The 22387-nt window shown below is 70.2% G+C and carries 18 protein-coding genes; 8 read left to right on the top strand and 10 right to left on the bottom strand.

Going from position 1 to position 22387, the window contains the following annotated elements:
- Positions 1-983: right-handed parallel beta-helix repeat-containing protein (locus AC07PE_RS24785; RefSeq protein ID WP_498769553.1), on the bottom strand; the 983-nt coding region annotated here is incomplete at its 3' end.
- Between the two features lie 335 nt (positions 984-1318).
- Between AC07PE_RS24785 and AC07PE_RS24790 the strand changes: the two genes are divergently transcribed.
- Positions 1319-1690, top strand: coding sequence for an Lcl C-terminal domain-containing protein (locus tag AC07PE_RS24790; RefSeq protein WP_498769555.1), 372 nt, complete (start codon positions 1319-1321; stop codon positions 1688-1690).
- 39 nt (positions 1691-1729) lie between these two features.
- Here AC07PE_RS24790 and AC07PE_RS24795 read toward each other — a convergent pair whose 3' ends face one another.
- Positions 1730-3193 (bottom strand): M20/M25/M40 family metallo-hydrolase, encoded by a 1464-nt coding sequence (locus AC07PE_RS24795; protein WP_498769557.1) that lies wholly within the window; start codon positions 3191-3193, stop codon positions 1730-1732.
- Positions 3194-3291: 98 nt separating this feature from the next.
- Entirely contained in the window at positions 3292-4428 is a 1137-nt protein-coding gene (locus AC07PE_RS24800; protein WP_498769559.1) for a metallophosphoesterase, read from the bottom strand.
- Positions 4429-4633: 205 nt separating this feature from the next.
- On the opposite strand from AC07PE_RS24800, the gene AC07PE_RS24805 reads away from it, so the two are divergent.
- From AC07PE_RS24805 to AC07PE_RS24825, 5 genes are all read left to right on the top strand, one after another.
- On the top strand, positions 4634-5098 hold the full coding sequence (locus tag AC07PE_RS24805; RefSeq protein ID WP_498769562.1) for a YMGG-like glycine zipper-containing protein: 465 nt from the start codon (positions 4634-4636) through the stop codon (positions 5096-5098).
- A gap of 115 nt (positions 5099-5213) precedes the next feature.
- Complete coding sequence (locus tag AC07PE_RS24810) at positions 5214-6191, top strand: protein kinase domain-containing protein (protein ID WP_498769564.1); 978 nt, start codon at positions 5214-5216, stop codon at positions 6189-6191.
- Complete coding sequence (locus AC07PE_RS24815) at positions 6188-8566, top strand: FtsW/RodA/SpoVE family cell cycle protein (protein ID WP_498769566.1); 2379 nt, start codon at positions 6188-6190, stop codon at positions 8564-8566. Before AC07PE_RS24810 ends, AC07PE_RS24815 begins: the two co-directional genes overlap by 4 nt.
- Before the next feature lie 13 nt (positions 8567-8579).
- Positions 8580-10175, top strand: a complete 1596-nt coding sequence (locus AC07PE_RS24820) for a hypothetical protein (protein WP_498769568.1) — start codon at positions 8580-8582, stop codon at positions 10173-10175.
- Positions 10176-10187: 12 nt separating this feature from the next.
- Positions 10188-10691: an SH3 domain-containing protein gene (locus tag AC07PE_RS24825; protein WP_498769571.1), complete on the top strand. Its 504-nt coding sequence runs from the start codon at positions 10188-10190 to the stop codon at positions 10689-10691.
- Here AC07PE_RS24825 and AC07PE_RS24830 read toward each other — a convergent pair.
- A complete protein-coding gene (locus AC07PE_RS24830; protein WP_498769574.1) occupies positions 10653-11132 on the bottom strand; it encodes a GNAT family N-acetyltransferase in 480 nt (159 codons plus the stop codon). The genes AC07PE_RS24825 and AC07PE_RS24830 overlap by 39 nt on opposite strands.
- Before the next feature lie 74 nt (positions 11133-11206).
- Between AC07PE_RS24830 and AC07PE_RS24835 the strand changes: the two genes are divergently transcribed.
- Together AC07PE_RS24835 and AC07PE_RS24840 are read left to right on the top strand one after the other, a co-directional pair.
- Positions 11207-12181, top strand: a complete 975-nt coding sequence (locus tag AC07PE_RS24835) for a PP2C family protein-serine/threonine phosphatase (protein ID WP_498769576.1) — start codon at positions 11207-11209, stop codon at positions 12179-12181.
- Between the two features lie 131 nt (positions 12182-12312).
- Entirely contained in the window at positions 12313-13836 is a 1524-nt protein-coding gene (locus tag AC07PE_RS24840; RefSeq protein ID WP_498769578.1) for an FHA domain-containing protein, read from the top strand.
- A 139-nt stretch (positions 13837-13975) separates the two neighbouring features.
- On the opposite strand, the gene AC07PE_RS24845 is transcribed toward AC07PE_RS24840, so the two are convergent.
- From AC07PE_RS24845 to AC07PE_RS24870, 6 genes are all read right to left on the bottom strand, one after another.
- Entirely contained in the window at positions 13976-16300 is a 2325-nt protein-coding gene (locus tag AC07PE_RS24845) for an SUMF1/EgtB/PvdO family nonheme iron enzyme (protein WP_498769580.1), read from the bottom strand.
- Positions 16297-18360: a coiled-coil domain-containing protein gene (locus AC07PE_RS24850; RefSeq protein WP_498769582.1), complete on the bottom strand. Its 2064-nt coding sequence runs from the start codon at positions 18358-18360 to the stop codon at positions 16297-16299. The genes AC07PE_RS24845 and AC07PE_RS24850 overlap by 4 nt, the downstream gene beginning before the upstream one ends.
- Before the next feature lie 88 nt (positions 18361-18448).
- The gene (locus AC07PE_RS24855) at positions 18449-19465 is read right to left on the bottom strand and encodes a hypothetical protein (RefSeq protein ID WP_498769584.1); all 1017 of its coding nucleotides are present in this window, start codon (positions 19463-19465) and stop codon (positions 18449-18451) included.
- On the bottom strand, positions 19462-20511 hold the full coding sequence (locus tag AC07PE_RS24860; RefSeq protein ID WP_498769586.1) for a hypothetical protein: 1050 nt from the start codon (positions 20509-20511) through the stop codon (positions 19462-19464). Before AC07PE_RS24860 ends, AC07PE_RS24855 begins: the two co-directional genes overlap by 4 nt.
- 4 nt (positions 20512-20515) lie before the next feature.
- Positions 20516-21097, bottom strand: a complete 582-nt coding sequence (locus AC07PE_RS24865) for a hypothetical protein (protein ID WP_498769588.1) — start codon at positions 21095-21097, stop codon at positions 20516-20518.
- Entirely contained in the window at positions 21094-22386 is a 1293-nt protein-coding gene (locus tag AC07PE_RS24870; protein WP_498769590.1) for a hypothetical protein, read from the bottom strand. Before AC07PE_RS24870 ends, AC07PE_RS24865 begins: the two co-directional genes overlap by 4 nt.
- Position 22387: the final 1 nt, after the last annotated feature.

A 22387-nucleotide genomic window follows, 5' to 3' on the forward strand; every position in this document is an offset into this window, starting at 1 on the left:
GTGGCGTCGTGCCACAGGTGGATGCCGACTGCGCCGACACGGTAGACCAGGTTGTTCTTGATCGTGCCCGAGGTGGAAACGTAGATACCCTGGACATAGGTGCAACCGGCCGGGCCGATGTCGTTGACGACGTTGCTGACGATGTCCGACTTCACGCCGTGGTAGTAGCTGTCCACGCCGATGGCCGAGCCGCCGGCGCTGGTGCAGGCGACGCTGCGGGCGATATGGTGGATGTGGTTATCCTGGATCATGCCGTAGGAACCGCCGGTATAGATGCCGTGGGTCCACTTGGTGCCCGAGCCCGAATTGGTGCCGTCGACGTCGAAGCCGATGATGCTGACGTAGTTGCCGCGGTTGTCCCAGGCATTGTTGTTCGAGGAGCTCGACGGCGGCACGATCTTGGCGCCCCACTTGGTGGTCGAGACCCAGTAGATGCGTGCTGCCGCGGTGCCGTTGGCCGTGGTCTTGATGCCGCCGGCGTAGGTGCCCGGAGCGACCCACACGGTGGTGCCGGCCTTGGTCGCGGCTTTCACGGCGCGGGCCAGGGTCTTGAACGGTGCTGCCTTGGTGCCGGCGGCGGTGTCCGAACCGGTCGGCGACACGTAGTAGTTATAGGTGGTGGCCAGAGTGGTGGTGGCCGCGCTCACGGTCGGGCTCGAGGACGAGATCGACGCCAGCAGGCGCGGGGCGCCGTCAGCCGGTGCTGCGCCGGCCGAGGCAGGCTGGCCATCGTAACCGCTCAGTTCGAAGCTGCTCGCGGCGGCTTCGGTCGCTTGTGCGCCTGCTGCATCGGCAGCGTTCGGCGTCGTGGCGGCACTGTTTGCTGCGGCCTGGTCCGCGCTGCTGGTGACCACGGCGGCGGTCTGCGATTGCTGGCCGTTGTCGGTCATGCCACCACCGCAAGCCGTCAGGAGGACGGCGGCGCTAGCGCACAGCAGGGAATTGGTGCGGATGTCCGAAGCAAAAGTAACGAGTTTTTTCATGAGAAAGTTCCTAGCAGCAAAAAGAGAATGTACCCCTTTGAGGCTAGGAAACTTCCTTAGTTCAATCTTTTTTAAAGAAAATTTTCCTGTTGCAATTATATATTTACAGAAGTTTTTCCTAAGAATCAAACGCTTGCCAAGGTGCGCGGCGCCGGACGCAAGGGAAATAGAATTCCCACGCGCCACTCCCGTTTAACAATTTATAGGCTTCCAGCGCTACATGGATCAGCTTGTGGCGACAAGCTTATGAGCTACATCGTATTGCGCGCAGCAACTGACTCGCAGTGAATATGGTCTTAATACAGAGACCTAAGACCACATGCGAGGATGACGCGATGGGCGAATACCTGAGAATTCAAGAAATGCTCAAGGAAGGCGAGGATTATGCCGGCCTGATTCTGGGCAAGGACGGAGAAGCGGACTACCACCTGGTGCTGCTCCCGGACGACGTATCGGACGTCAGCTGGCCCACCGCCCGCGAGTGGGCGGGCTCGCAGGAAGGCGACCTGCCCACGCGGCGGGAACTTGCCCTCCTGTTCGCCAACCTGCGCGAGCGCTTCGACCGGGAATGGTACTGGTCGAGCGAGCAGCACGATACGCGGCCGCAGCTGGTATGGGGGCAGAATTTCGCCAGCGGCATCCAGACCGTCTACGGCAGGCCCTTCCGCGGGCATGCGCGAGCGGTGCGGCGGATCGGCGGCAGTTGAGCCTGCTGCCTGTCCGCACGCCGGGCGAAGTATCTGCGCTTACTTGGCGGCGGCGGCCGGTGCTGCCGCCACAGGTACGGCCACGTTCGAACGGCCGATCGCCTGGTCCATGTTCGCCAAGAACCAGGCCGTCGTCGCCATGACGGCGGTGTGGCGGCGCAGGTTGTCAGGGTCGACCTTGTCGAAGGTGTCGGCCGGGGTGTGGTGGTAATTGAAGTAGTCGGACGAGTCGATCCACGGCTCGAAACTCGGCACGCCCGACGTTTCCAGCTCGTGCAGGTCGCCCGACGCAATCACGTCCTCGCGACGGAAGGCGCCCGCCCCGATCGGATAGAGCGCTGCCTGCAACGGCGCCATCAGCTTGGCCGATTGCAGGCCGACACCGGCGCGCAGGCCGAAGGGGCGACCCGAGCCGCTGTCATCCTCGTAGGCGGCGAAGTGCTTTTCGGCCGCCGACTTGTAGGCCTCGTTATAGCCCCTGCCGCCGCGGCCGCCGTTTTCTTCGTTCATCCACGCCACCACGCGGATGGTGCGGCGCGGACGGTAGTCGAGCTTGCGCAGGGTGTCGATCACGCCCATGGCGCTGACCACGCCCGAAGCGTCGTCGTTGGCGCCGGTGGCCAGGTCCCAGGAATCGAGGTGGCCGGACACCAGCACGATCTCGTCCGCCTTGTCGGTGCCGGGCCAGTCGGCGATCACGTTGTAGCTGTCGGCGTCCGGCAGGACCTGCGGAGTCAGGGTCAGGTGCACACGCACCGGGCCGCGCTTGGACAGGCGGGCGATCAGCATCGAGTCCTCGATGGTGACCGCGGCCGCCGGGATGCGCTTACCTTCAGGGAAATTGGTGGCGCCGGTGTGGACGATACGGTAGGCGGCGCCGCCGACGGCACGCACCAGGGCTGCTTGCGCGCCCATCTCGGCCGCCATGCGCGGACCGGCGCCGCGGAAGGCGACGGCTTGCCCGTAGGCGTTGCCGGCCAGGCCGCGGTCGGCCATGTTCTGGTCGAAGGGCACGTCGAACAGCACGATGCGGCCCTTGACCTCGGCCGCGCGCGCTTTCAGTTCCTCGAAGGTGCGAACGACGATCACCTCGGCGGTGATGCCGGCTGCCGGGGTCGCGCCCGAGCCGCCGAGTGCGGTCAGCACCAGCTTCTGGGTCACGCCGGCAGGACGGCCTTTGTAGTCGACCACTTCACCGGTCTCGGCACCGCGCACCCAGTGCGGCACCTTGATCGGCTGCAGGGTGACCTTGGCGCCCAGCTTGCGCAGTTCGTCGGCCACCTGGGTCACGGCGGCGGCGGCGCCGGGCGAACCGGACAGGCGCGGACCGACCAGGTCGGTCAGGTCTTCGAGGCGCTGGTAGGCATAGTCGCTCTGCATCGCCGTATCGCGCACCTTGGCGAGCGCGGCCGGGTCATTGCCCGGCGTGGCAGCGTTGACGTTGCTGGCCAGCAGGCTGGCGGCAAGGATGGCCAAGGCGGGAAGGCAGATGCGGCGGTTCATGCGAATGTCCTTTGTTTCGGGTCGAAATGACCGAAACAATAACGCAATCGCCGCCGTTTTAGGAAATTTATTGCAGTAAATACACTGTTGCCGGAAGCTCAAGCCGGCACCAGACGCACCAGTGTGATCTCCGAGGGGGCGCCGAAGCGTTTGGGCGGGCCCCAATAGCCGGTGCCGCGGCTGGTGTACACCCACAGCGAACGGACCCGGTTCAGGCCGGCAACGAAGGGCTGCTGTAGCGGCACAAAGAGGTTCCAGGGGAAGAACTGGCCGCCGTGGGTGTGGCCGGAGAGCTGCAGGTCGAAGCCGGCGTCGGCCGCCGCCGCAGCGCTGCGCGGCTGGTGGGCCAGCAGCACCTTGACGGCGACGTCGTCGGGCGCCCCTGCGGCTGCCTGCTGCGGGTCGCTCCTGTGGGCGGGATTGAAATGCTGGGCGGTGTAGTCGGTCACGCCGGCGATCATCAGCGTGGCCTCGCCGCGGCGGCGAATCACGTGCTCGTTCAACAGCACGCGCAGGCCCAGGCGGCGCACCTCGGCGATCCACTGTTCGGCGCCGGAATAGTATTCGTGGTTGCCGGTGACGAAGAACACGCCGTCCGGCGCGGCCAGGCGCGCCAGCGGCGCCGTGTGCAGCGCCAGGCGCTGCACGCTGCCGTCGACCAGGTCGCCGGTCACGGCAATGGCGTCGGGCTTGAGCGCATTGACCTTGGTGACGATGGCGTTCAGGTAGGCGCGCTTGATGGTCGGACCGACGTGGATATCGGAAATCTGGGCGATCGCATAGCCGGCCAGCTCCTCCGGCAAGTTGACGATCGGGACGTCGACCTTGACCACGCGCGCGAGGCGGCGCGCATTGACGAAGCCGATGCCGGTAACCAGCAGCGCCAGCAGGGGCACGGCGATGGCGCTGTCATGGGTGATGGCCGGGCTGCCCGCGCCCGCGAGCGTCAGCACCAGCAGGAGGACGTCGCGCAAGAAGGTCAGCACCAGCAGCGAGGAAAAGAAGCCCATCGCCAATAGTCCGGCCCAGGTCAGCGGACCGGACCAGCGGCTGCGGCGCAGGCTGGGCGCGACCAGGCCGATCCGCACCAGCACCGCCGACGCCGCCAGCAGGACGATGCCCACCAGCATGCCGAACATGCCCGCATCCATGCCAGGCAGCAAGCGGAGACCGATGTACAGGTGCACCAGCACCAGGATTGCGAGAACGGAAATGGAAGAACGTCGGCGCGCCATGGACAAGGATTGTAAATAATGACGCCTGTTAGATGGGGCAAGCGCGCGCGAGTGCAAGTGCCGCACGTTCGAAATGTTACGTCCTCTGATGCAGGTGTAAGAATCTGTATTAACGCGTGGCAGCCCCGCCGGTCGGGCATATAGTACGTTCATGCCTGGCGTCGTTGAGATCATTCTGATCCCCGTTGAGGCTAAGGAAAAAGCCATGTTGAACAAAAAATGCTTTGGTGCGGTACTCCTGGCCGCGGCCGCCGTGTCCTCCACGGCAATGGCTCAAGATCGGGGAGCGAACACTGTGATCGGCGCGCTGGCAGGCGCAGCCATCGGCGGCAGCGCAGCAGGACGCGATGGCGCCCTGGTCGGCGCGGCAATCGGTGCGGCGGTCGGTAATTCGGTACGCACGGACGACGACTATTACTACCGCAGCCGCGGCAACGCCTACGGTTATTCGAACAACTACTACTCCGGCGGCTACTACCAGCCGGCGCCGGCGCCGGCCGCCGTCTACGTGGAATCGCGTCCGCGCTACTACTACGAACCGCGTCCGGTGTACGTGGAAGCACGTCCGTACTACGACCGTGGCCATTACTATGACCGGGGCCGCTACTACGACCGCGGTGACCGCGGCTACCGCGACCACGACCGTGGCGGCTGGGACCATCACCGCTGATCGGCTCCGACTGACAAAAACCGCGCTACGGCGCGGTTTTTTATTGCCCGTGCTTTCCATCTCCCTCCGCTAGGCGCTCACGGCGGCGCCTGTGCCGTTGCTGACGGGAGGACACATGCTCGAAGCGGGCGACATCATCACCTTGACGGCCGGCGCCTGGCGCCTGCGCGAACCGCTGGCCATTTCCAGCTACGGCCTGCTGTGGCACGCCGAGCCTGCCGGCGGCGGCGCGCCTGCCGTCCTGAAACTGGTCAACACCGGGCAGATGGCGCTGGCCCTGCCGCCGCAGCGAATCCGCTGGACTGCCTGCCTTGAAGCGGAGATCGCCTTCCTGCGCGCCTTGCGCCCCTGGGATCAGCGCCACATCGTGCGCCTGCTCGACAACGGCGAGCACCAGGGCCAGCCGGCGATGGCGCTGGAACTGCTGGACACCGATCTGGCGCGCCACCTGGACGCGCTGCGAGCCCGCGGCAACGCCCCTTCCTTCCTCCAGGCGCTGGACTGGACCGCTCAGGCCAACCAGGCGCTGGCCAAGGTGCACCAGTACGGCTGGCGTCACCTCGACCTGAAACCGGCCAACCTGCTGGTGGACCGCCACGGCGCCCTCAAGCTGGCCGACTTCGGCACCAACCGCCCGCTGCTCGACCGCAATGCCCATTCGTATGCGGGCACCGCGAACTGGCAGGCGCCCGAACAATTCTTCCCCGGCGCCGACGGTCGCTACATCACCGACGCCCGCAGCGACTACTTCGCCCTCGGCGCCCTGCTCTTCCACGTGGTGACCGGCGCCATGCTGCGCTTCTGCAGCGCCTGCGGCGGCGCCTGGCGCGAGCACGGCATGGATGGCGCGGCCTCCCTGCGCGCCCGCCACGGCGGCGGCCTGCCCCCGATTCTCGCGCCCGACGAGGCGGCGCTCTACCTGCGCCATGCGGGCCTCGCCACGGCCGCTGCCGCCGACGCCGCCCTCGGCCTGCTGCGCGCCCTGCTGGCGCCGCGTCCCGAGCAGCGGCCCCGCCACGCCCTCGAGATCAGCCGCCTGATCGAGGCTGCACGCGCCTCCTGCGCCAACGAGACGATGCGGAGCGCAGCATGAGCGGCGCCGCCGTTTTCCGTTCAGCGGCGCCCACTACGCAAGCCGCTGCAAGGCCGGGCATCCGTGTCGGCAGCGGCCGGATGATCGTCGCCGCAATGCTCCTGCTGCTGTGCGGCCTGCAGCTGCTATGCCTGCTGCGCGCGCCGGCTGCGTGGATGCCGGCCCGGATCGCGGTGGCGCTGGATGCCGGCAAGGAGACGGTGCTGGACGGCGCCGTCCTCGGTTTGCCGCCTTCGGAGGGGGCGCGTCTGCGGCTGCACCGCGATGCCGCCGGCGGCTGGTGGGCCGCAGCCGCCGGCCAGGCGCCGCTGCAGGTCCAGCGCGGCGAGGCCAGGCGCCGCGCCGGCAGCGTGCCGATGGCGCAGGGCCAGCGCTTCCAGCTGGGCGCCTCGACCTTCAGCGTGGAAGCCGTCGACGCCGGCAGCGTCGCCTTCACGCGCGGCGACACGCACTGGCAGTTCGACGGCGCCACCTTGCTGCGCGGCGGCCTGCCGCAAGCCGACTGCCCGGAAGCGCGGCTGGCCGCCCGCCTGGTGAGCGCCTGGAACCGCTGGCTGCCGTCGGTGCTGGGCATGGAGCGTCCGCTGGTCTTCGGCGGCAACCTCGATTGCGGCAACCGCATCGCCATCGCCGGCGTCGCGGCGCCCGCAGCCACCATCCGGTCGACGGCCGAGGGCATGCTGCTGGCCGGCGGCGCCCAGCAGACGCCCCTGCTGCTGCAAGCCGCAGGCAACATGCACGACGCCGTGCTGCTGGCGGAGCGCGAGGAAAGCCTGAACCAGGCCGGCGCACTGCAGCTGGGCCGTACCCGCCTGCTCCTGGAACGCAATGGCGACCTGCTGCACCTGCAGCCGGTATCGCACGTCGCGCTCTACCACGAAGCCCAGCTGCGCCTGCCCGAGGGCGTCAGCTGGACCTGGACCCAGCGCGCGCACTGGCGCCTGCCGGAGCAGGCTTTCCTGCCGCTCGGCCTTTCCCTCGGCATGGGCGCGGTCGCCGCTGCGGCTCTGCTGCTGAGCGGCGCCGCCCGCCGCCTGGGCCGTGCACATGCCGTCGGCGCGTTGGGCGCTTTGCTGCTGGCCGGCGCCGGCGTGACGCTGCTGTATTTGCAGAAGAGCGGCGCGCCGGCCGGCGCCGGCATCGGCCTGCTGGTGGCCTGGGCCGCACTCTGGTGCCTGTGGCTGGCGGGCGGGCGCTCGCTGGCCGCCGGCGCTGCCGTGCTGCTGCTGGCGGTCGGCCTGCTGGCCCAGCTCGAGATGGGGCTCGGCGCGCCGGAATCGTCCTGGCTGCGCCACGCCGGCAAAACTGGGGCGCTGCTGGCGATCGGCGCCGGCGCTTTCGGCCTGCTGCGCGCCCTGCGTCCGCTGGGCGATTCGCGTCCGCTGCCGCAAGCCCGCGTGGAGCTGGCCTTGCTGGCGACAAGCGGCGTCGCCCTGTTGTTCCTGCTGCTGCAGGTCGCGTTCGGCGACGAGACCGGCGTCTTCGATCTGCAGCCGGTGGAATTCGCCAAGCTGGCCCTGGCCGCCCTCAGCGCCCACTGCCTGGCGCTGGCGACGGGCGGCCAGCCGGCGCCGGGCGGAGCCCTGCTGCGTGTGCTGCGTCTGGGCGCGCCGGCGCTGCTGTTTCTGGTGCTGCTGGCGGTGGCGCTGGTGCAGGTCGACGATTATTCGCCGTTGATACTGCTGACGGTATGGGGCGGCGCGATGGCCCTGGCCTATGCGCTGGCCAGCCGCAAATACCTGCTGGTCGGCGCAGTTCTCGCCGCCGCGCTTGCGGCCATCGCCGGCGTGGTCCTGCTGCGCGCGGCCGGGCCGGGCGAGTTCGCGCGCTGGAACTTCTATGCCGACCGCTTCATGGTCTGGCTCGATCCGGGCTCCCATCCGCACACCGGCCAGCAGCTGCTGCTGGGAGCGCAGGCGATCGCGGGCGGCGGCTGGTCGGGCGCCGATCACGCCTTCGGCCTGCTGGCGCTGGGCCAGGACGCCGGCGCCGCGCTGCGCATCCCGGCGGTCCAGGATGACTTCGCGCCCTCCTTCTTCCTGCACCGCCACGGCCTGGCCGCAGGCCTGCTGCTGTGGATGCTGCAGGCGCTGTTCCTGGCGGGACTGCTGCACACGGCCGTGCGCTGCTGGTTGTCGGCCGGTTCCGCGCGCGACTTCCGCCTGGCCTGGTCGGCCCGCTTCCGCTGCTTCCTGCTGTGCGGCGGCGCGGCCTTCGTCGCCGGCCACTTCCTGCTCTCGTGGGGCACCAACCTCGCGATCTTCCCGGTGATGGGCCAGCCGATGAGTTTCCTGTCGGCGGGCGGCTCGCACCTGCTGTTTTTCATCTTCCCCCTGCTAGTTGCCGGTGTCGCCAGCGAACCCGAACATCTTTGAAGGAGAACGAATCATGCCAGTCTACGTGCAGCACGAAACCCTAGCCCGGATCAACGATGTGTTCAGCCCCGAGGCGATCTGGCAGGCGCCCGGGCTGGCCCTGTTCTCGCGCCGCCCGCTGCTGCGCGACCTGCTCGAACGCGCCCCGCGCGAGCATCGCGGACGCGCCGCCACACGCTGTTTCTCGCACGTGACCCTGGCGCTGCCGCAGGAAGAAGTCGACGACGACCGCCACCTCACGCGCGGCGCCCGCGTGCGCGACCTGGCCGAAGGCCTGGCGGCCCTGCACCAGAAGGACTTCGGCGACCTCTTGAAAGGCGACGAAGTGCGCTACCACGTGGTCGGCGACGAAGACCTGGGGCCCGGCGAAGTCGAGGTCCGCTTCGGCCACGCCGTCTACCTGCCGGCGCCGGGCGAAAAGGTCCAGTACACGGTCAGCGTCTCGCGCGACAGCGCCGTGTGGAAGACGGTTTGCCCGATCTACCCGAACCAGCGCCTGACCCTGATCGGCCACGACGAACACGAGGCGACCCACGTCGCGCCCGGCTGGCCCTTCGGCGCGGAAGGCGCCATCCTCCTGATCAACGACGGCCCCGAGTCGCCGCTCGAAATCCAGGTGCGCCCCAAGGATGCCTTCGAGTGCAGCTGGGACCAGGCCGGCGGCTACTACGCGATCCGTTCGCGCCGCGGCGGCGTCGACGCCACCGGGGCGCCGCTGCGCCTGCTGCTGCGTGTGACGCCAGCGCCCGGCGCCCGCAGCATTCCGACGCCGTCCGTTGCGCCCCGCGCCGCCGCACCGATTCCGGCGCCGCTGCGCACACCGGCCTCACCATCCGCCCGCCCCGCCGTCTGGAAGCCACGCCAGGCCCTGTCGCCCGACATGACCGCGGTGCCGCTGGCCGCGCAGCCGGCGCCGGCGTTGGCGGCAACGGAAGCCGACGCCACCTATGCCCCGGTGGCGCGCCAGCGGGTCGCGCTGGCCGCGCTGGCCCTGCCGCGCCTGTCGCGCTACCGCGAGACCGGCGCCCAGGCGCTGGAGATCGGCCTAAATTGCGCCCTCGTTCCCTCCGCGCCAGGCAGCGAAACAGTACTCGGCTTCGCCATCGACGACGGCGACACGGTGCACGCCGTCACCAGCGCCGGCCGCGAACCGGTGTCCGTGCCCGCCTCCTTCAGCCCTCTCGACGGCGCCCGCGTCGACCTGCTGGCCATCGCGCCGGAGATGGCCGAGCGCTACCTCGGCCTGCTGCGCCTGCCGCAGGCGCCGGCGCTGCCGGTGGCGCCGGGTGCGCGCTTCCTGTTCGGCCGCAGCGCACCCATGCTGGCAGCCCTGCGCGTGCTGGATTCGCCGCGCTTCCTGCGCGCGGCTAGCGGTGTCGCGCCGTCCAGCGCCGACCGCCTCGGCCTGTCGCGCAATGCCTTCAGCTTCGAGGCGGCGGCCGACGGCTACCGCATCGCCCGCGCCAGCGCCACCCAGGCCCTCTACCACCTCGACGAGCAGCTGCGCTTCGTCGCGGCCATCGGCGATGCCACGCCGGAGCAGCCCTACCTGCTGCCGCCCGGCCACCACCTGGTCGCCGGCCACTATGTGCTGCGCTTCGACGCCTGAGGCGCCATGCTCATGCACGCACCCTTGAGCGCACCGACCGGGGCCGCGACGGCGGTGGCCTACGCGCTGGGATTGGCGCTGACCCTGGTGCTGGCCGGCAGCCTGACGCCACAGCGATGGTGGCGCCGCCCGACTGCCGGCAACCTGGCGCTGGCCGGCGGCGGCACGCTGGCCTTCGGCATCCTGTTCTGCTTCCTGTTTGCCGCGCTGATGCCGGCGCGGTCCACGGGCATGGCAGATACGCCTCCCTTCGCGGCGACGCTGCCGCCGGCGCCGGTGCACATCGATACTGCGCCGCGCTACCGCGTCATCGACGATCTGAACCTGCGCGCGGCCAGGGCCACCGGCGCCCGGCGCCTGGCGGTGCTGCCGGCCGGGACCCTGGTCACGCCGACCGGCGCCCTTGATGGCGACTGGCTGCAGGTCCGCGCCCGCGTCAAGGGACGGCCGGTGGAAGGCTGGGCCAGCAGCCTGTGGCTACGCCGGGTCGACGAGCGGCGGCTGGCCGATGACTAGACGCATCGGGTTGTAGCGCACGATGCCGGTCTGCGTCGGCGCGGTCGGCACGAAGCCCAGCGAGGCGTAGAAAGGCAGGGCGTGGTTCGAGGAATTGACGGTGAAGGCGCCCGGGTGGCCGGGGCCGAGGGCCGCCTCGCGTGCGGTCTCCCACAGCCTGCGCGCGATGCCGCGGCGATGAAAACGGCGGTCGACGTAGAGGCTGTACAGATGGCTGCGCTCGCGGATGGCGACGAAGCCGGCCAGCTCGCCGTGGACTTCGGCCACGTGATAGACAAAGCCTTGCGCCAGGAAGCCGCGCATGGCTTCCTCACCCTGCTGGGCCAGAAAAACGGCGCCGTCTTCCGGCGTGGATTCGTGCAGGATGAAGTCTTCGGCGGCGCGGCGCAGCAGCGCGGCGGCGGCCGGAATGTCGTCTGGCGTGAGGGATCGGATGTTCATGGTTTAACAAGTGTAAGGGAAAACCCCCGCTAATCGTCGCTTGGCGTTTTGCTATTTGCGGTTAGAGTACGAGGATGCAGACTCCCGAAGTTTCGATCGCTTCCTCCCTGCGCTTCGGCGCGCTCGACGTGGCTGCCGCTTCGCGGCTGGGCGCCGGGCCGCGCTTGCGCGAAGAAAACCAGGACAACCTGCTGCTGATCGACAGCGGCGGCCAGGCCGTCTGGCTGCAGAACCAGCAGCCGCAGCGCCGCCAGCTGGCGCGCTGGCGCCAGGGCCATGCGCGCATCGCGGTGCTGGACGGGATGGGCGGCCACGGCCACGGGCGCGAAGCGGCGGAAGCCGTGGTGGCCGGCCTGCTGGCGATCCCGCCCTGCGATTCGGCCGCCGAGCTGACACGCCGCCTGGACGCCCTGCACGCCGAGCTGCAGCGCCACTTTTCCCAGCTGGCCGGGCCGGGGCCGCGTCCCGGCACCACGCTCACCATGCTGGAGCTACCGGAAGGCGCCGACCCTATCCTGTACCACGTGGGCGACTCGCGCCTGTACGAGATCACGCGCGAGCGCGTCGCCCCGCTCACCGTCGACCACGTGCCGGCCACCGCCTTCGCGATGGGCGGCCTGCTGGGCGAGCAGGAATGGTGGCAGCAGGTGCACGGCGAACACCGGCCGCAGGTCTCGCAGGCCTTCATCCTCGGCAATGCCTTCGCCAATCCGGCCCAGCTGAACGATCCGCTGTTCGAGCTGACGCCCTTGAACCTGCCTTCCTGGCTGTGCGCCCTGCCCGACCGCCGCGCCATCCGGCTGCGCCCGGACGCCAGCTATCTGCTGGCCACCGACGGCCTGTGGTCCTGTTCCGATCCCTATGGCTGGGTGGGCCAGTGGCCGCAGCTGCTGGGCGGGCGGCTGGATGCGGCCGGCATGCTGGCGACCCTGCTGCGCGCCTACGAATCGCACCCGCCGGCCTTCTTCTACCCGGATAACGTGAGCGCCATCCTGCTGCGCACCCCGGGTGGCGGCGCACGCGAGGAAACCGCGCTGCCGGGCGCCTGAAGCGCGCCGGACGAATGTGGCAAAAAAATGCTTTTTAGCAAAAAATCTTGCCGAATGATGAATACGGCGCGCCGCCTCGGCTTAAAATCACGTAAGCTCGACCCGACCGTAGACTGTCCACCCCGCCAACCATGAAACGCTGCAGCAGCACCGACCATCCGCACTGCACCGCCTGGGTCATGCCCGGCGAGCAGGCGTGCGCGCACGGTCATGGTCAGCCTGCCACGGCGGCGGATTCCCTCGGCTCGAGCTTCGACATGCTGCAGACCGTTCGCGCCCGGCGCGACGCCGCCGACGCCATCCGGCCACACGCGCCGCCTGCACCGCGTGCGGAAACCCGGCCGCAGCTGCACATCAGCGGCTTCGACCCGCGCGCCGCCGGCGGCCGCCAGGCCATCAAGCTGGAACTGCGCGGCATGCCGGAGGACACTCCCGCCGAACTGACCCTGCTGCTGGAATCGGCCCTGCTGCCCCACGGCGGCGGCCGGCAGACCTTCACGCGCAGCCTCCGCGGCGGCTGGCGTCCGCTGGTGGTCGAGTTTTCCTCGCGCGGCCGCGAGCACGGCCAGTACCGCGTCGACGTCGAACTGCACGCCCGCGACCCGCAGCACAGCGGCCCGGTCCGCACCTGGGTCGCCACCGTGGTGCTGCTGGTGCCGCGCGCGGACGCTTCCCTGGCCGAGATCCACCAGACCTACCTCGCGGCGCGCAAGAACGTGCGCATCCATGCCGACGACGCCTCGATCGCCCGCCTGCAGGGCCTGGACGCTGCCGGCCCGCTCGACATCGCGATCGACGCCCGCAACGCCTCCATCGCCCAGCTGCAGTTCGGCGCCCAGCAGGGCAAGATCGACCTGGCCCTGCCGACCATCGCCTGGGACGAAGACCTGATCGAGATCGACCTGCCGACCACGCGCCAGGCCCACCCCTGCCCGGCGTCGAGCGCCTGCCTGGTCTATGCCGAGCCGGATGCGGGCATGCAACGCCACCTGCGCCTGTTCGCGCTGGACCCGCAGGATGGATGCGTGCTGGGGCGCATGGAAACCGGTCCCCATGGCAGCCTGCTCGAGGCCGACGCCGACGTGCTGCTGTGCCATTACGGCGAGCACGGCCCGGAGCACGAGGGCCTGACGCGGCGCATTTCCGGCCGCCACGCCGTAATCCGCCAGGGCCGGCAAGGTTTCGAGATCGAGGACGTATCGCGCTACGGCCTGCTGCTGGACGGCGTCTGGCCGGGTAAACACAGCCCGACACCACTGCGGCTCGGCATGCGCATCGAACTGACCGCCAGCATCAAGGGCGTGGCGACGCTGGTGGTGACGGCGCTCCTGCCGCATGCGGTGGTGCTGCACCGTATCGATGCCGGCGGCGCGGCCGAGTGCATCATGCTGGTCGCGGCCGACACCGCCCCTGCGCCGGTAGCCGGCGCGGCGCTGCCGCGTGCGGCCGCGCTGCCGCAACTCTTCCACCGCGACGGCGGCTTCTGCCACCGCGATCCGTCCACCGGCGCGGACACGCCGCTCGGCCCGACGGCCGCACTCGAGCGCCTGGCCGGTTTCCACGGCCGGGTACGTTTTACGGCAAGCCCCTATCCCGACTACCGGGCCGCGCGCGGCGCCGACCGCCGCGCGGCGCTCCAGCTGTCCGGCGCCTGAATCAGCCCGGACGCAGCACCAGGAAAATCAGGGCCGCGCCCGTCAGCAGCACTGCCTGCAGCGAAAAGACAATGATCGGAATACGGATATCGTCGGGGATGCGCATGGCAACCTCCAGTCAATGATAGTACGTGACCGATTATCCCACCATCAGCTCGCGCACGACCCGGAATCCGACGATATCGTTCGACAAGGCGCTCGAAAAACCGTTGCGCAGGGCCGAGCGCAGGTAGCGCGGGTTGTACAGCCAGGAACCGCCGCGCAGAATGCGGCGGGCCTGGTCGCCGCCCTCTTCCCAGGCGCTGCCGTCCGGCGGCGCGCCCTCGTAGTTGTCATGCACCACGTCCTGCACCCATTCCCACACATTGCCGTGCATGTCGAACAGGCCCCAAGGGTTGGGCGGGAACATGCCGGCCGGGGTCGTCCCGCGCCGGTATTCGCCGCGCACGCCGCCGTTGTAGGTGAAGTTGCCGTCGTAGTTGGCCTGTTCGGTCGAGATGGTGTCGCCGAAGCTGAAGGCCGTCCTGGTGCCGGCGCGGCAGGCGTATTCCCACTCGGCCTCGCTAGGCAGACGGTAACTGCGGCCGGTGGCCTCGGACAACCAGCTCAGGTATTCGATGGCGTCGTACCAGTTGACGCCGACCACCGGGTGGGCGTCGGTCTGCGGGAAGCCCGGCGCCTCCCAGTTCACTTCGCCGCTCTGGCTCCAACCCGTTGCGCGCACGAAGGCCCGCCATTCGCCCACCGTCACCGGATAGCGGCCTATCGCGATCGGCTTGGCGATGCCGACCCAGTGCTGCGGCAGCTCGCGCGCCAGCCAGCCCTTTTGCGAGCCGGCCTCCATCGCGATCTTGCGCTCGTGCTCCGGTGAGCCCATCTGGAAGCGGCCGGTCGGCAGCAGCACCAGTTCCGGGCCCTTGACTTCACCGATCAGGAAGCGGTCGCGCAGGATGCCCTCGAGGTCGGCCACAGGGCTGGCCGGGGTCGGCAGCATGACTTCGAGCTCGGCCTGGTTGCGGGCCGCCTGCTCGGCGCGGGCGCGCTGCTGCTGGGCCAGATAGGCCGCCGCGGCCCTGGTCTGGGCCATCTTGCGGGCGGCCTGCTCGGCTTCCTGGCGCGCTTTTTCGGCTTCTTCGGCGCGGCGCTCGGCCAGTTGCCGCCGCAGCGCTTCCTTGCGCACGCGGCGGGCTTCCTCGGCCGCCAGGCGCGCCAGCTTTTCCTGTTCGCGCCGCTGGCGGTCCACTGCGGCCTGGGCGGCAGCTTTCGCCTCGGCCTCGATGCGTTTGCGGGCCGCAGCTTCCTGGGCGCGGCGCTGGGTGTCGGCCTCGGTGGCTACACGTTCGGCGCGGGCGGCCTGCTCCGCTTCCTCGCGCGCGGCCTGCTCGGCTTCACGCTGGGCCCGCAGCTCGGCTTCGCTCGGACCGCTCGCGTTTTCCAGCCCGTCGAGCAGCTCGCTGACGCTGCCAGGACGTTCCGCCGCGCTCGCCGCGAAGCCGGCCTGCAGTGCGGTCCACTGGGCGTCGTTCAAGCCATCCGGCCGCGCCGGGACGCCGCGCGCGGCCATGCCGTCGCCGAAAGGCAGGCGCCCGCTCAGCATCTGGTAGAGCATGGACGCCACCGCGTGCACGTCCAGTCCACGCGCCGGCGGCTCCTGGCCCTGGCCCGCCTCGGGTGCGCGGTAGCCGGCGGTGCCGGAACTGGCCGGCGCTTCCAGCGCGCCGTTTCCACCTGCGCCGCTGCCGCGGGCGCGCGCGGCGATCCCGAAGTCGAGCAGTTTTACCTCACCGCGGCGGGTCAGGAAGACATTGGCCGGCTTGATGTCCCGGTGCACCAGGTGATGGCGCTCCCAGGCATGGTCGAGGGCCGCCGCCACCGGCCGCAGCAGCCCGAGCGTGCGCTCCAGGCCCAGCTTGCCCTCGCGCGCCAGCAGGCTATCGAGATCCTCGCCCTCCAGGCATTCCATGATGATGAAGTAGCTGGACGTGGCCGGGTCCTGGGCCCAGTCATAGACCCGCACGATGTGCTCGTGCGCGAGCTGGCGGGCGCGTGCCGCTTCCTCGATCAGCAGTCGCGCGTGGGCCGTGTGCTGGGTCAGCTGGGGCGGCAGGATCTTCAGCGCGACCTGGGCGCTGTGGCCCAGTTCCGCCTGGGTGGCGAGGTCGGTGGCCTGCCACACCTGGCCCATGCCGCCGTGGGCGATCAGGCGGTCGAGCCGGTAGCGGCGCTCGAAGGGACCGACTTCCTGGCCGGCCATCAGGCCGATCTCGGTGCCGCGATCGGTGCCGGCGGCGCGTAGCGGCGTCGGTGTCGGCGCAGCAGGCAATGCGGGACCGTCCGCCAGCGGCGGCGCATAGGCTGCGTCGAGGATGGCGTTCTTGCGGCTGTCGAACTCCTGGCGGCTCAGCAGGCCGTCTTCGTGCAGCGCGCGCAATTCGCGCAGTTTGTCGATCGCGGTCTGCATCATCCCCGTGCCGGCAGCGCGGCGCCGCAGGCCGCGCAGTAACGGTCGCCCTGGTGGGCGGACGCGTGCTGGCAAGCTTTCACTGCGCCGGCCAAGGCACCCGCAACCCCGGCGCCCAGCTGCGCCTGCGACGCCAGCGCGGTCTTGTTGACGTCGTTCTGCAGCGCCAGCAGTTCGAGCTGGTGGCGGCGCTCGCGCTCCGCCTCGGCATCGCGGCGGACGCGCTCCTGTTCGACCTGCTCCTGTGCCAGGCGCCAGGCATCCGTGTTCGCCGCGCCGACCACCCCGGCCAGTGCCGCCAGCTGCTCGGCGCTCATGCCGGCATGTACGCGGGTCTTCATGAGGTCCGCCAGCAGGGCCGCATTGGCGGGCGCCACCAGCGCCACCTTGGCGCCGTCGTCGAGGGCGCCCAGCGCCTGCGCGCGTTCAATCTCGGCGCGTGCCAGGTCCAGCTCATGGGCGCGCTGCTCGCGCAGGCCTTCGCGTTCGTTGCGCGCGGCGACGGCATCGGCCTCGATGGTGCGCAGCAGTTTTTCGTGCTGGGCCAGGGCGTCCTGCGAAGCACCTTCGCGGCGCAGGCCGTCGATCTGCTGGCGCACCTCCTCGGCATCCACCGACAGCCGTCCCGCGGCTTGGGCTTCCTCCCATTCGAGCACGCGCTCGGCTTCGCGGCGCTGCGCCTCGTTTTCCACTTGCAGCAGCTTCAGGCGCGCCGCGTGTTCCTCGTCCTCGATCTCTTTCGTGCGCCGCGCCGCGGCCTGCTCGGCTTCGTGCAGGCGGGCCAGCTCGGCGCGCTGGCGGCTGGCATCCTCGATGCCGCGTGCCTGCTCGATCTTGTTGCGGATCTGCTGTTGCAGCAGCTGGTGGGCGAAGCGCTGCTGGGCGATGGCGCGAGACTGCGCCGCGTCCTGCTGCGCCACTTCGAGCTCGGTGCGCATGCGGATGCCGGCCAGTTCGCGCAGCTGCTGCCATTGCGCGGCCTCGTCCAGGCGCGCATTGCGTTTTCCGGCCAGTTCGTGTTCCAGGGCCTTCACCGCATCGACGGCGCCGCGCTCGATCGCCTGCTTGCGCGTGCGCGACTCGACGATGCGGCCATACAGCTCGATCTGGCGGCCGCGGATGGCCTGGGCGCGCTCGGCGTTCTTCAGCGACAGCCCGGCGCGTTCCAGGCTGGCGTCCTGCGCCAGCTCGGCGCGGCGGTGGCGCAGGCGGCTCTCCTGCTCTTCGCGGCGGACGCGGTTCCATTCCTGTTCGTTGTACAGCTCGTCCAGCTGCTTCGCGTGTTCGATACGTACGCGCTGCTCGTCGGCGGCCAGCCATAAGGTGCCAATGCGGGCGCGGTTGGCGTCGAACTTATCGTGGCGCAGCGCGATGGTGTCGACCCGCGTCACCGCCAGCCCGTACTGGGACAGCAGCAGCGCCAGCCCGCCCTGCAGATGCTGGTCGAGCTCCAGGCGCAGTTCGCGCCGCCCGGCCATGTCGCGCAGCGAGCGCGCGGCGATGAATTCGCGGGCCAATTGGGTGACCTGCGGCGCGATCAGCTCGCGCAGCTGCACGTCCTTGATCGTGCCGGGCATGGTCATGAAGTGGCGCGCGAAGGCCGGCACGTTCTCGATCTTCAGCGACAGGGTGAGCGTGGCATCCACCTGCAGGTGTTCGCAGGTGGCCAGGCCTTCCAGCGAGAACTCGACCGGCAGCGCGCCGCTGCGGGTAACGAGGATCTCGGCATGCTGGTCGCGCAGCAGGTTGTTCAGGCGCGTGAAGAAGCCTTCGATCTCGTACTCGCCCTGCGGCACCTCGGTAGCCTGCTCGCCCTGCAGGATGTAGGCGCGGGCGGTGGCCGGCACGTGCAGGGTCTTGGCGAAGATGCCGGACAGTTCACGGACGCCGAAGAACACGGCCAGTTCGTCCGGACCGGGCGCCCAGCGGTTATCCACCAGCACAGGCTTATGGCGCGGCGCGCCCAGCAGCAGGCCGCAGCCGGCGCAGTAAGCCGCCTCGCCCTGATTCCCGCGCTCGCAACGGGGGCAGGCGCTTCCGCCGATTCCGAACATCTTGAACATGACCTACTCCTCTACATACCTCAGCAGCCTGACGATTCTAGCAGCCGTCAGGCGAGCCCGTTTTGCGCACGCCTATCGTGCGCGTTCTTCAAATGATCCCGATCCGCTCCACGCAGGCGACGCTCGCCCCCTGCATGCGCAGCTGTTCCGCAAAACCGTCCGGCAGCTGTTCCTGCGAGGCGCGCGGCAGCAGGATCCGGTCCCCTGGCCCAGCCTCGCGCAGCAGCAGCGCGCACTTGGGCGCGATGCCCTCGACCTCGTCGACCCGTCCCGCATGCCAGGCGTTCGATGCGCCGCTGGCGATCAGGCGCCCGCGCGGCACGAACTCGCGCCCGCGCGCCAGCCGGTCCGCCATCACCAGCGCCAGCTCCCACGAGCGGCCGGCGAATTCCCCGGCGCCGAAACGGACCACAGTGCGCCAGCGGCCCAGCGCGCGGCCGTCGAAGTGGCGGGCGCCGCACAGGACCTGGCGCACGGCCAGCTGGCGCGCCGCGTCCTGGTCCGGCGCTGCGATGGACTGTTCTTCCTCGACGGCCTCCTGGCCAACTGCGCGCATCAGCGGATGCACGCTGACCTCGACCCAGCCCAAGCCGCCTTCCGCGCCGCTGTGCAGCGGGAACCAGGCGCGCGCCGCCGACACGGCTGCCGACGGATCGGCATGGCCGCTCAGCAGGCCCAGATGCGGCACGCCGCCCGGGCCGCCGCGCAGGATCTCACCCGCTGGCGCAGCGCCCAGCGTATGCCCGTCCACGCGGCCGCGTTCCCAGGCATCCGACCAGCCGTTGGCCGCCGGCGCCGCGTCCGGGCGCAGCAGGCCGCGCACCGTGCGGTCGGCCAGCACTGCCGCCAGTTCCCAGCCGCGGTCGCCCTCCGGCGGACGGCGGTCCAGGCTGAGCACGACCTGGTCGCGGCTGTCGAAGCTGGCTTCGGTCAGGCGCGCCAGCCGCAGCACTTCCTGCATGCGCTCGGCCAGGCGCGTGTCGCCGGGCACGCTGCATTTGACCTCGGCGCGGTTCATGCGCGGACGGCGGGTGGCTGTCAGCACCAGGCTGGAACCGTCGGCAAGCGGGCAGCGGCATTGCACGGTATCCGGCATCGTGCTCATGGCGCCTCCTCATCGGCGGAAACGCTGCGACGTCCGGCGCAATCCGCCTCCAGATTGGCGACGATGCGCTCGGCCTCGTCGTAGAGCTGCGGCAGCGCCGCCTCGCCGGCCTGGCGCAGGCGCGCCAGCAGGGCCCAGGCTTCGTCCAGCGACACGCAGGCGCGGCGGCTGTGGCGTGCACGGCGCAGCTGCTCCTCCGCGGCCAAAGCTTGTCCAGGCACCGCCAGGGTCAGCGCCGGCATGGCATTCACGCCCACCGACACCAGGTCCAGGCGCTGCAGCAAGGCCTGCTGGCGCTGGAACTGCTCGGCGGCGGCCGGCATCGCCGCCAGGCGCAGCCCACACATCAGGCAAGGCAGCTCCAGGAACAGGCGGCGCAGCGCTTTCGCATCTTCGGCCGCCGGATCGAAACGCTCGGCCGCCGGTTCGGCCTTTTCCGCAGGCGCGGGCGCCGGCTCGGCCACGGCCTGCGCACGCGCCGCCAGCTCGCGCGCATAGTCGCGCGTGTCGCTCAAGTCGACCGGCACGCAATCGTCGACGGTGACGCCGAAGCGCATGTAGAGCAGCTGGTTCAGCCCCTGGCGGAAGGCATTCCACTCATCCAGGGTCGTGCAGGGCGGCAGTTCCAGGCCGCCGGTAGCCAGTTCATGGCGCAGCGCGGCCTCGATCGCCGCCACTAGCGCCGCCAGTTCCAGGCGCCCCGACACCTCGGACGCCAGGTAGAGATCGAAGCGCTGCTGGGACGCCTGGGGATCGGGCGCGTCGACGGCGAAGCTGGTGCGCAGGCCGATTTCCGGCGCGGATACGAAAGGCAGCAGGTCGGCCGTGTACGGGCCGGGATGGAAGGCGTAGGCCGTCTCGCCCTCACGCGCCTCGATGCGGCGCGCGGCCTGCAGGCGCCGGGTGCGCCCATCGACGCCGACGACCACGGCCTGGCAGCCGGCCGGCGGCGCGCTCCCCGCCTGCAGCGCCAGCGCGACCACGGTCCTGCCCAGTTCACAGGCATGGCCAGCAGGTGCGGCGCGCTTGAAGAAACCCAGCATCATGTCCTCATTCCGGCAGCGCTTCGACGGTGAAGGCCGCATCCGCCGCCTGCAGGTGGGCGGCCGGCGACTGTGCAAAGGGCCAGGCGGCCTCGCATTCGCCATCCGCATCCAGCCTGCCTTCCATGATGGTGCGGCCGGCGCCGTCGCGCACGCGCAGCAGCGCCCGCGCGGCCAGCAGCGCCGGGGCGAACGGCGCCTCCGCCGCCAGCTGCAGGATGGTGCGCCAGCCGTTGCCTTCCGCGAGCAGGTGCAGGGTGAACCAGCCGTCGTCGGTGCGAAGCAGGTCGATCTCGCCGCTGCTGGCCGCGCGCAGGCGGCCCTGGCTGGCGCGCCAGGCCGGCGCTGCGAGTTCGCCGGCCTGCGCCGCGCGGCGCTCTATCGCCAGCTGGCGCAGGCGCCGCGCGGTCAGCGGCGAAGCCTGCAAGGCCGCACGCTCGCCGGCCGTCAGCGGCCGGCTGCCGTCCAGCGCCGCAAGCAGGGTTGCATCAAGCAGCACCAGACGGTCGCCGGCGACGCGCCGGTGCAGCAGCAGGCGCTCCTGCAGGCGCCGTTCGAGCTCGGATTGCGCTGCGCTTTTCGTGTTCATCCCGTTCTCCTCGTGGTTGCCGCTTCCAGGCGGGCGATTGCCGCGTCGCGCCGCTTGCGCAAGGTCGGCAGCGATACCTGGGCCAGGCCGGCCAGCTGCTGCATGGTCGGCAGTTCGCCGGTGGCCGGGTCGCGCCAGGCCTCCGGATAGGTTTCGTCGCCCGGGCCCAGCAGCTTCGCATACACGGCCAGGCGCACGGCCAGGCCATCCCCGGCCAGTTCGCGCGCCACCCAGCCGGCGCGCTGCTCGGCCTCGCCCGCTGCCTGCATGTAGCCGGGGGGGAGTGAAACTGCCGACGCCAGGGCTTCCAGTTGCGGGTCGTGGACCAGCGGCAGGTCCGCTTCCGGCTCAGGCTCGGCCAGCTCGGCGTCCAGCGCCTCCTCGCGCGCCTCCAGTATCCGGTCCGGGCCGGGCGTGGATGCCTCCTCGGATTCCTGCAGCACGCGCCAGTAGTCGTCCATCCACAACGCGGCATCGTCGCGGTCCTGCAGCCAGTCGCGGTCCCGGTTGGCCGACAGTGCTTCGTAGTCGCCGATCTCTCGCAGCATCTCCGCGATCTTCTCGGGCGAGGTCTTCAGGCTGGCGAAGCGCTTCGAACGGGTGTGCAGCGGACCGGCGCTGCCCGTAAAGGCTTCGAGCGTCTCGCTCCAGCGCATCACCCATTCGGCGCGGCAGTCGCCGATCGAGCGCAGCTGGCGCACTTCGATGGGCGTGCCGTGCAGCTCGCGCCCGAGGATGGCGCCGACCCGGGCCTGGTGCTGCTCCCAGTCCGCGAACAGGCGCGAAATCTCGCCGTAGGCCGTGTCCAGCATGCGGTAAGCGTACATGCGGTTCGGGCTGCAGGGGCGGCCGCAGGCAGCCTGGTAGTTGTCGGCGTCGACCTTGTCGCGCAGGACCGCGTACATGTCGTTCAGCTTCTTGCGCAGCAGGGCTTCGCCGCCGGCGTCACGCCAGAAGCTGTCGATGCGCGCATGTTCGGCCGCGACGGCGCTACAGAAAGCCTGCCAGTCGGCGGGGCGCGCCTGCAGTTCGTAGAGCAGGCCGAGCGCCAGTTCCAGTACGGTGTCGCCATAGCTGTTGCCGGAGGCCTGGGCGCGGCCGCTGTGGCGCGCCTGGCGCAGACGCTGTCCGGTCAGCTCGACGTAAGCGGCCAGGCTGTCTTCCCACGCGTCCGGATCGAGCAGGCGCACGGGATCGCAGGTGCGCAAGGCTGCCAGCGAGCATTGCCCCAACAGCTTGCGCACTTCTTCCCAACCTGGCTCCTGGTACCGGGTTCCCGGCAGACGCATA

It is taken from the genome of Telluria sp. GW821-FHT07G12, assembly GCF_059418525.1.

Coding starts and splice junctions, on each gene's coding strand:
- AC07PE_RS24790 (WP_498769555.1), top strand. CDS start 1,319: ATGGGCGAATACCTGAGAATTCAAGAAATGCTCAAGGAAGGCGAGGAT.
- AC07PE_RS24795 (WP_498769557.1), bottom strand. CDS start 3,193: ATGAACCGCCGCATCTGCCTTCCCGCCTTGGCCATCCTTGCCGCCAGC.
- AC07PE_RS24800 (WP_498769559.1), bottom strand. CDS start 4,428: ATGGCGCGCCGACGTTCTTCCATTTCCGTTCTCGCAATCCTGGTGCTG.
- AC07PE_RS24805 (WP_498769562.1), top strand. CDS start 4,634: ATGTTGAACAAAAAATGCTTTGGTGCGGTACTCCTGGCCGCGGCCGCC.
- AC07PE_RS24810 (WP_498769564.1), top strand. CDS start 5,214: ATGCTCGAAGCGGGCGACATCATCACCTTGACGGCCGGCGCCTGGCGC.
- AC07PE_RS24815 (WP_498769566.1), top strand. CDS start 6,188: ATGAGCGGCGCCGCCGTTTTCCGTTCAGCGGCGCCCACTACGCAAGCC.
- AC07PE_RS24820 (WP_498769568.1), top strand. CDS start 8,580: ATGCCAGTCTACGTGCAGCACGAAACCCTAGCCCGGATCAACGATGTG.
- AC07PE_RS24825 (WP_498769571.1), top strand. CDS start 10,188: ATGCACGCACCCTTGAGCGCACCGACCGGGGCCGCGACGGCGGTGGCC.
- AC07PE_RS24830 (WP_498769574.1), bottom strand. CDS start 11,132: ATGAACATCCGATCCCTCACGCCAGACGACATTCCGGCCGCCGCCGCG.
- AC07PE_RS24835 (WP_498769576.1), top strand. CDS start 11,207: ATGCAGACTCCCGAAGTTTCGATCGCTTCCTCCCTGCGCTTCGGCGCG.
- AC07PE_RS24840 (WP_498769578.1), top strand. CDS start 12,313: ATGAAACGCTGCAGCAGCACCGACCATCCGCACTGCACCGCCTGGGTC.
- AC07PE_RS24845 (WP_498769580.1), bottom strand. CDS start 16,300: ATGATGCAGACCGCGATCGACAAACTGCGCGAATTGCGCGCGCTGCAC.
- AC07PE_RS24850 (WP_498769582.1), bottom strand. CDS start 18,360: ATGTTCAAGATGTTCGGAATCGGCGGAAGCGCCTGCCCCCGTTGCGAG.
- AC07PE_RS24855 (WP_498769584.1), bottom strand. CDS start 19,465: ATGAGCACGATGCCGGATACCGTGCAATGCCGCTGCCCGCTTGCCGAC.
- AC07PE_RS24860 (WP_498769586.1), bottom strand. CDS start 20,511: ATGATGCTGGGTTTCTTCAAGCGCGCCGCACCTGCTGGCCATGCCTGT.
- AC07PE_RS24865 (WP_498769588.1), bottom strand. CDS start 21,097: ATGAACACGAAAAGCGCAGCGCAATCCGAGCTCGAACGGCGCCTGCAG.
- AC07PE_RS24870 (WP_498769590.1), bottom strand. CDS start 22,386: ATGCGTCTGCCGGGAACCCGGTACCAGGAGCCAGGTTGGGAAGAAGTG.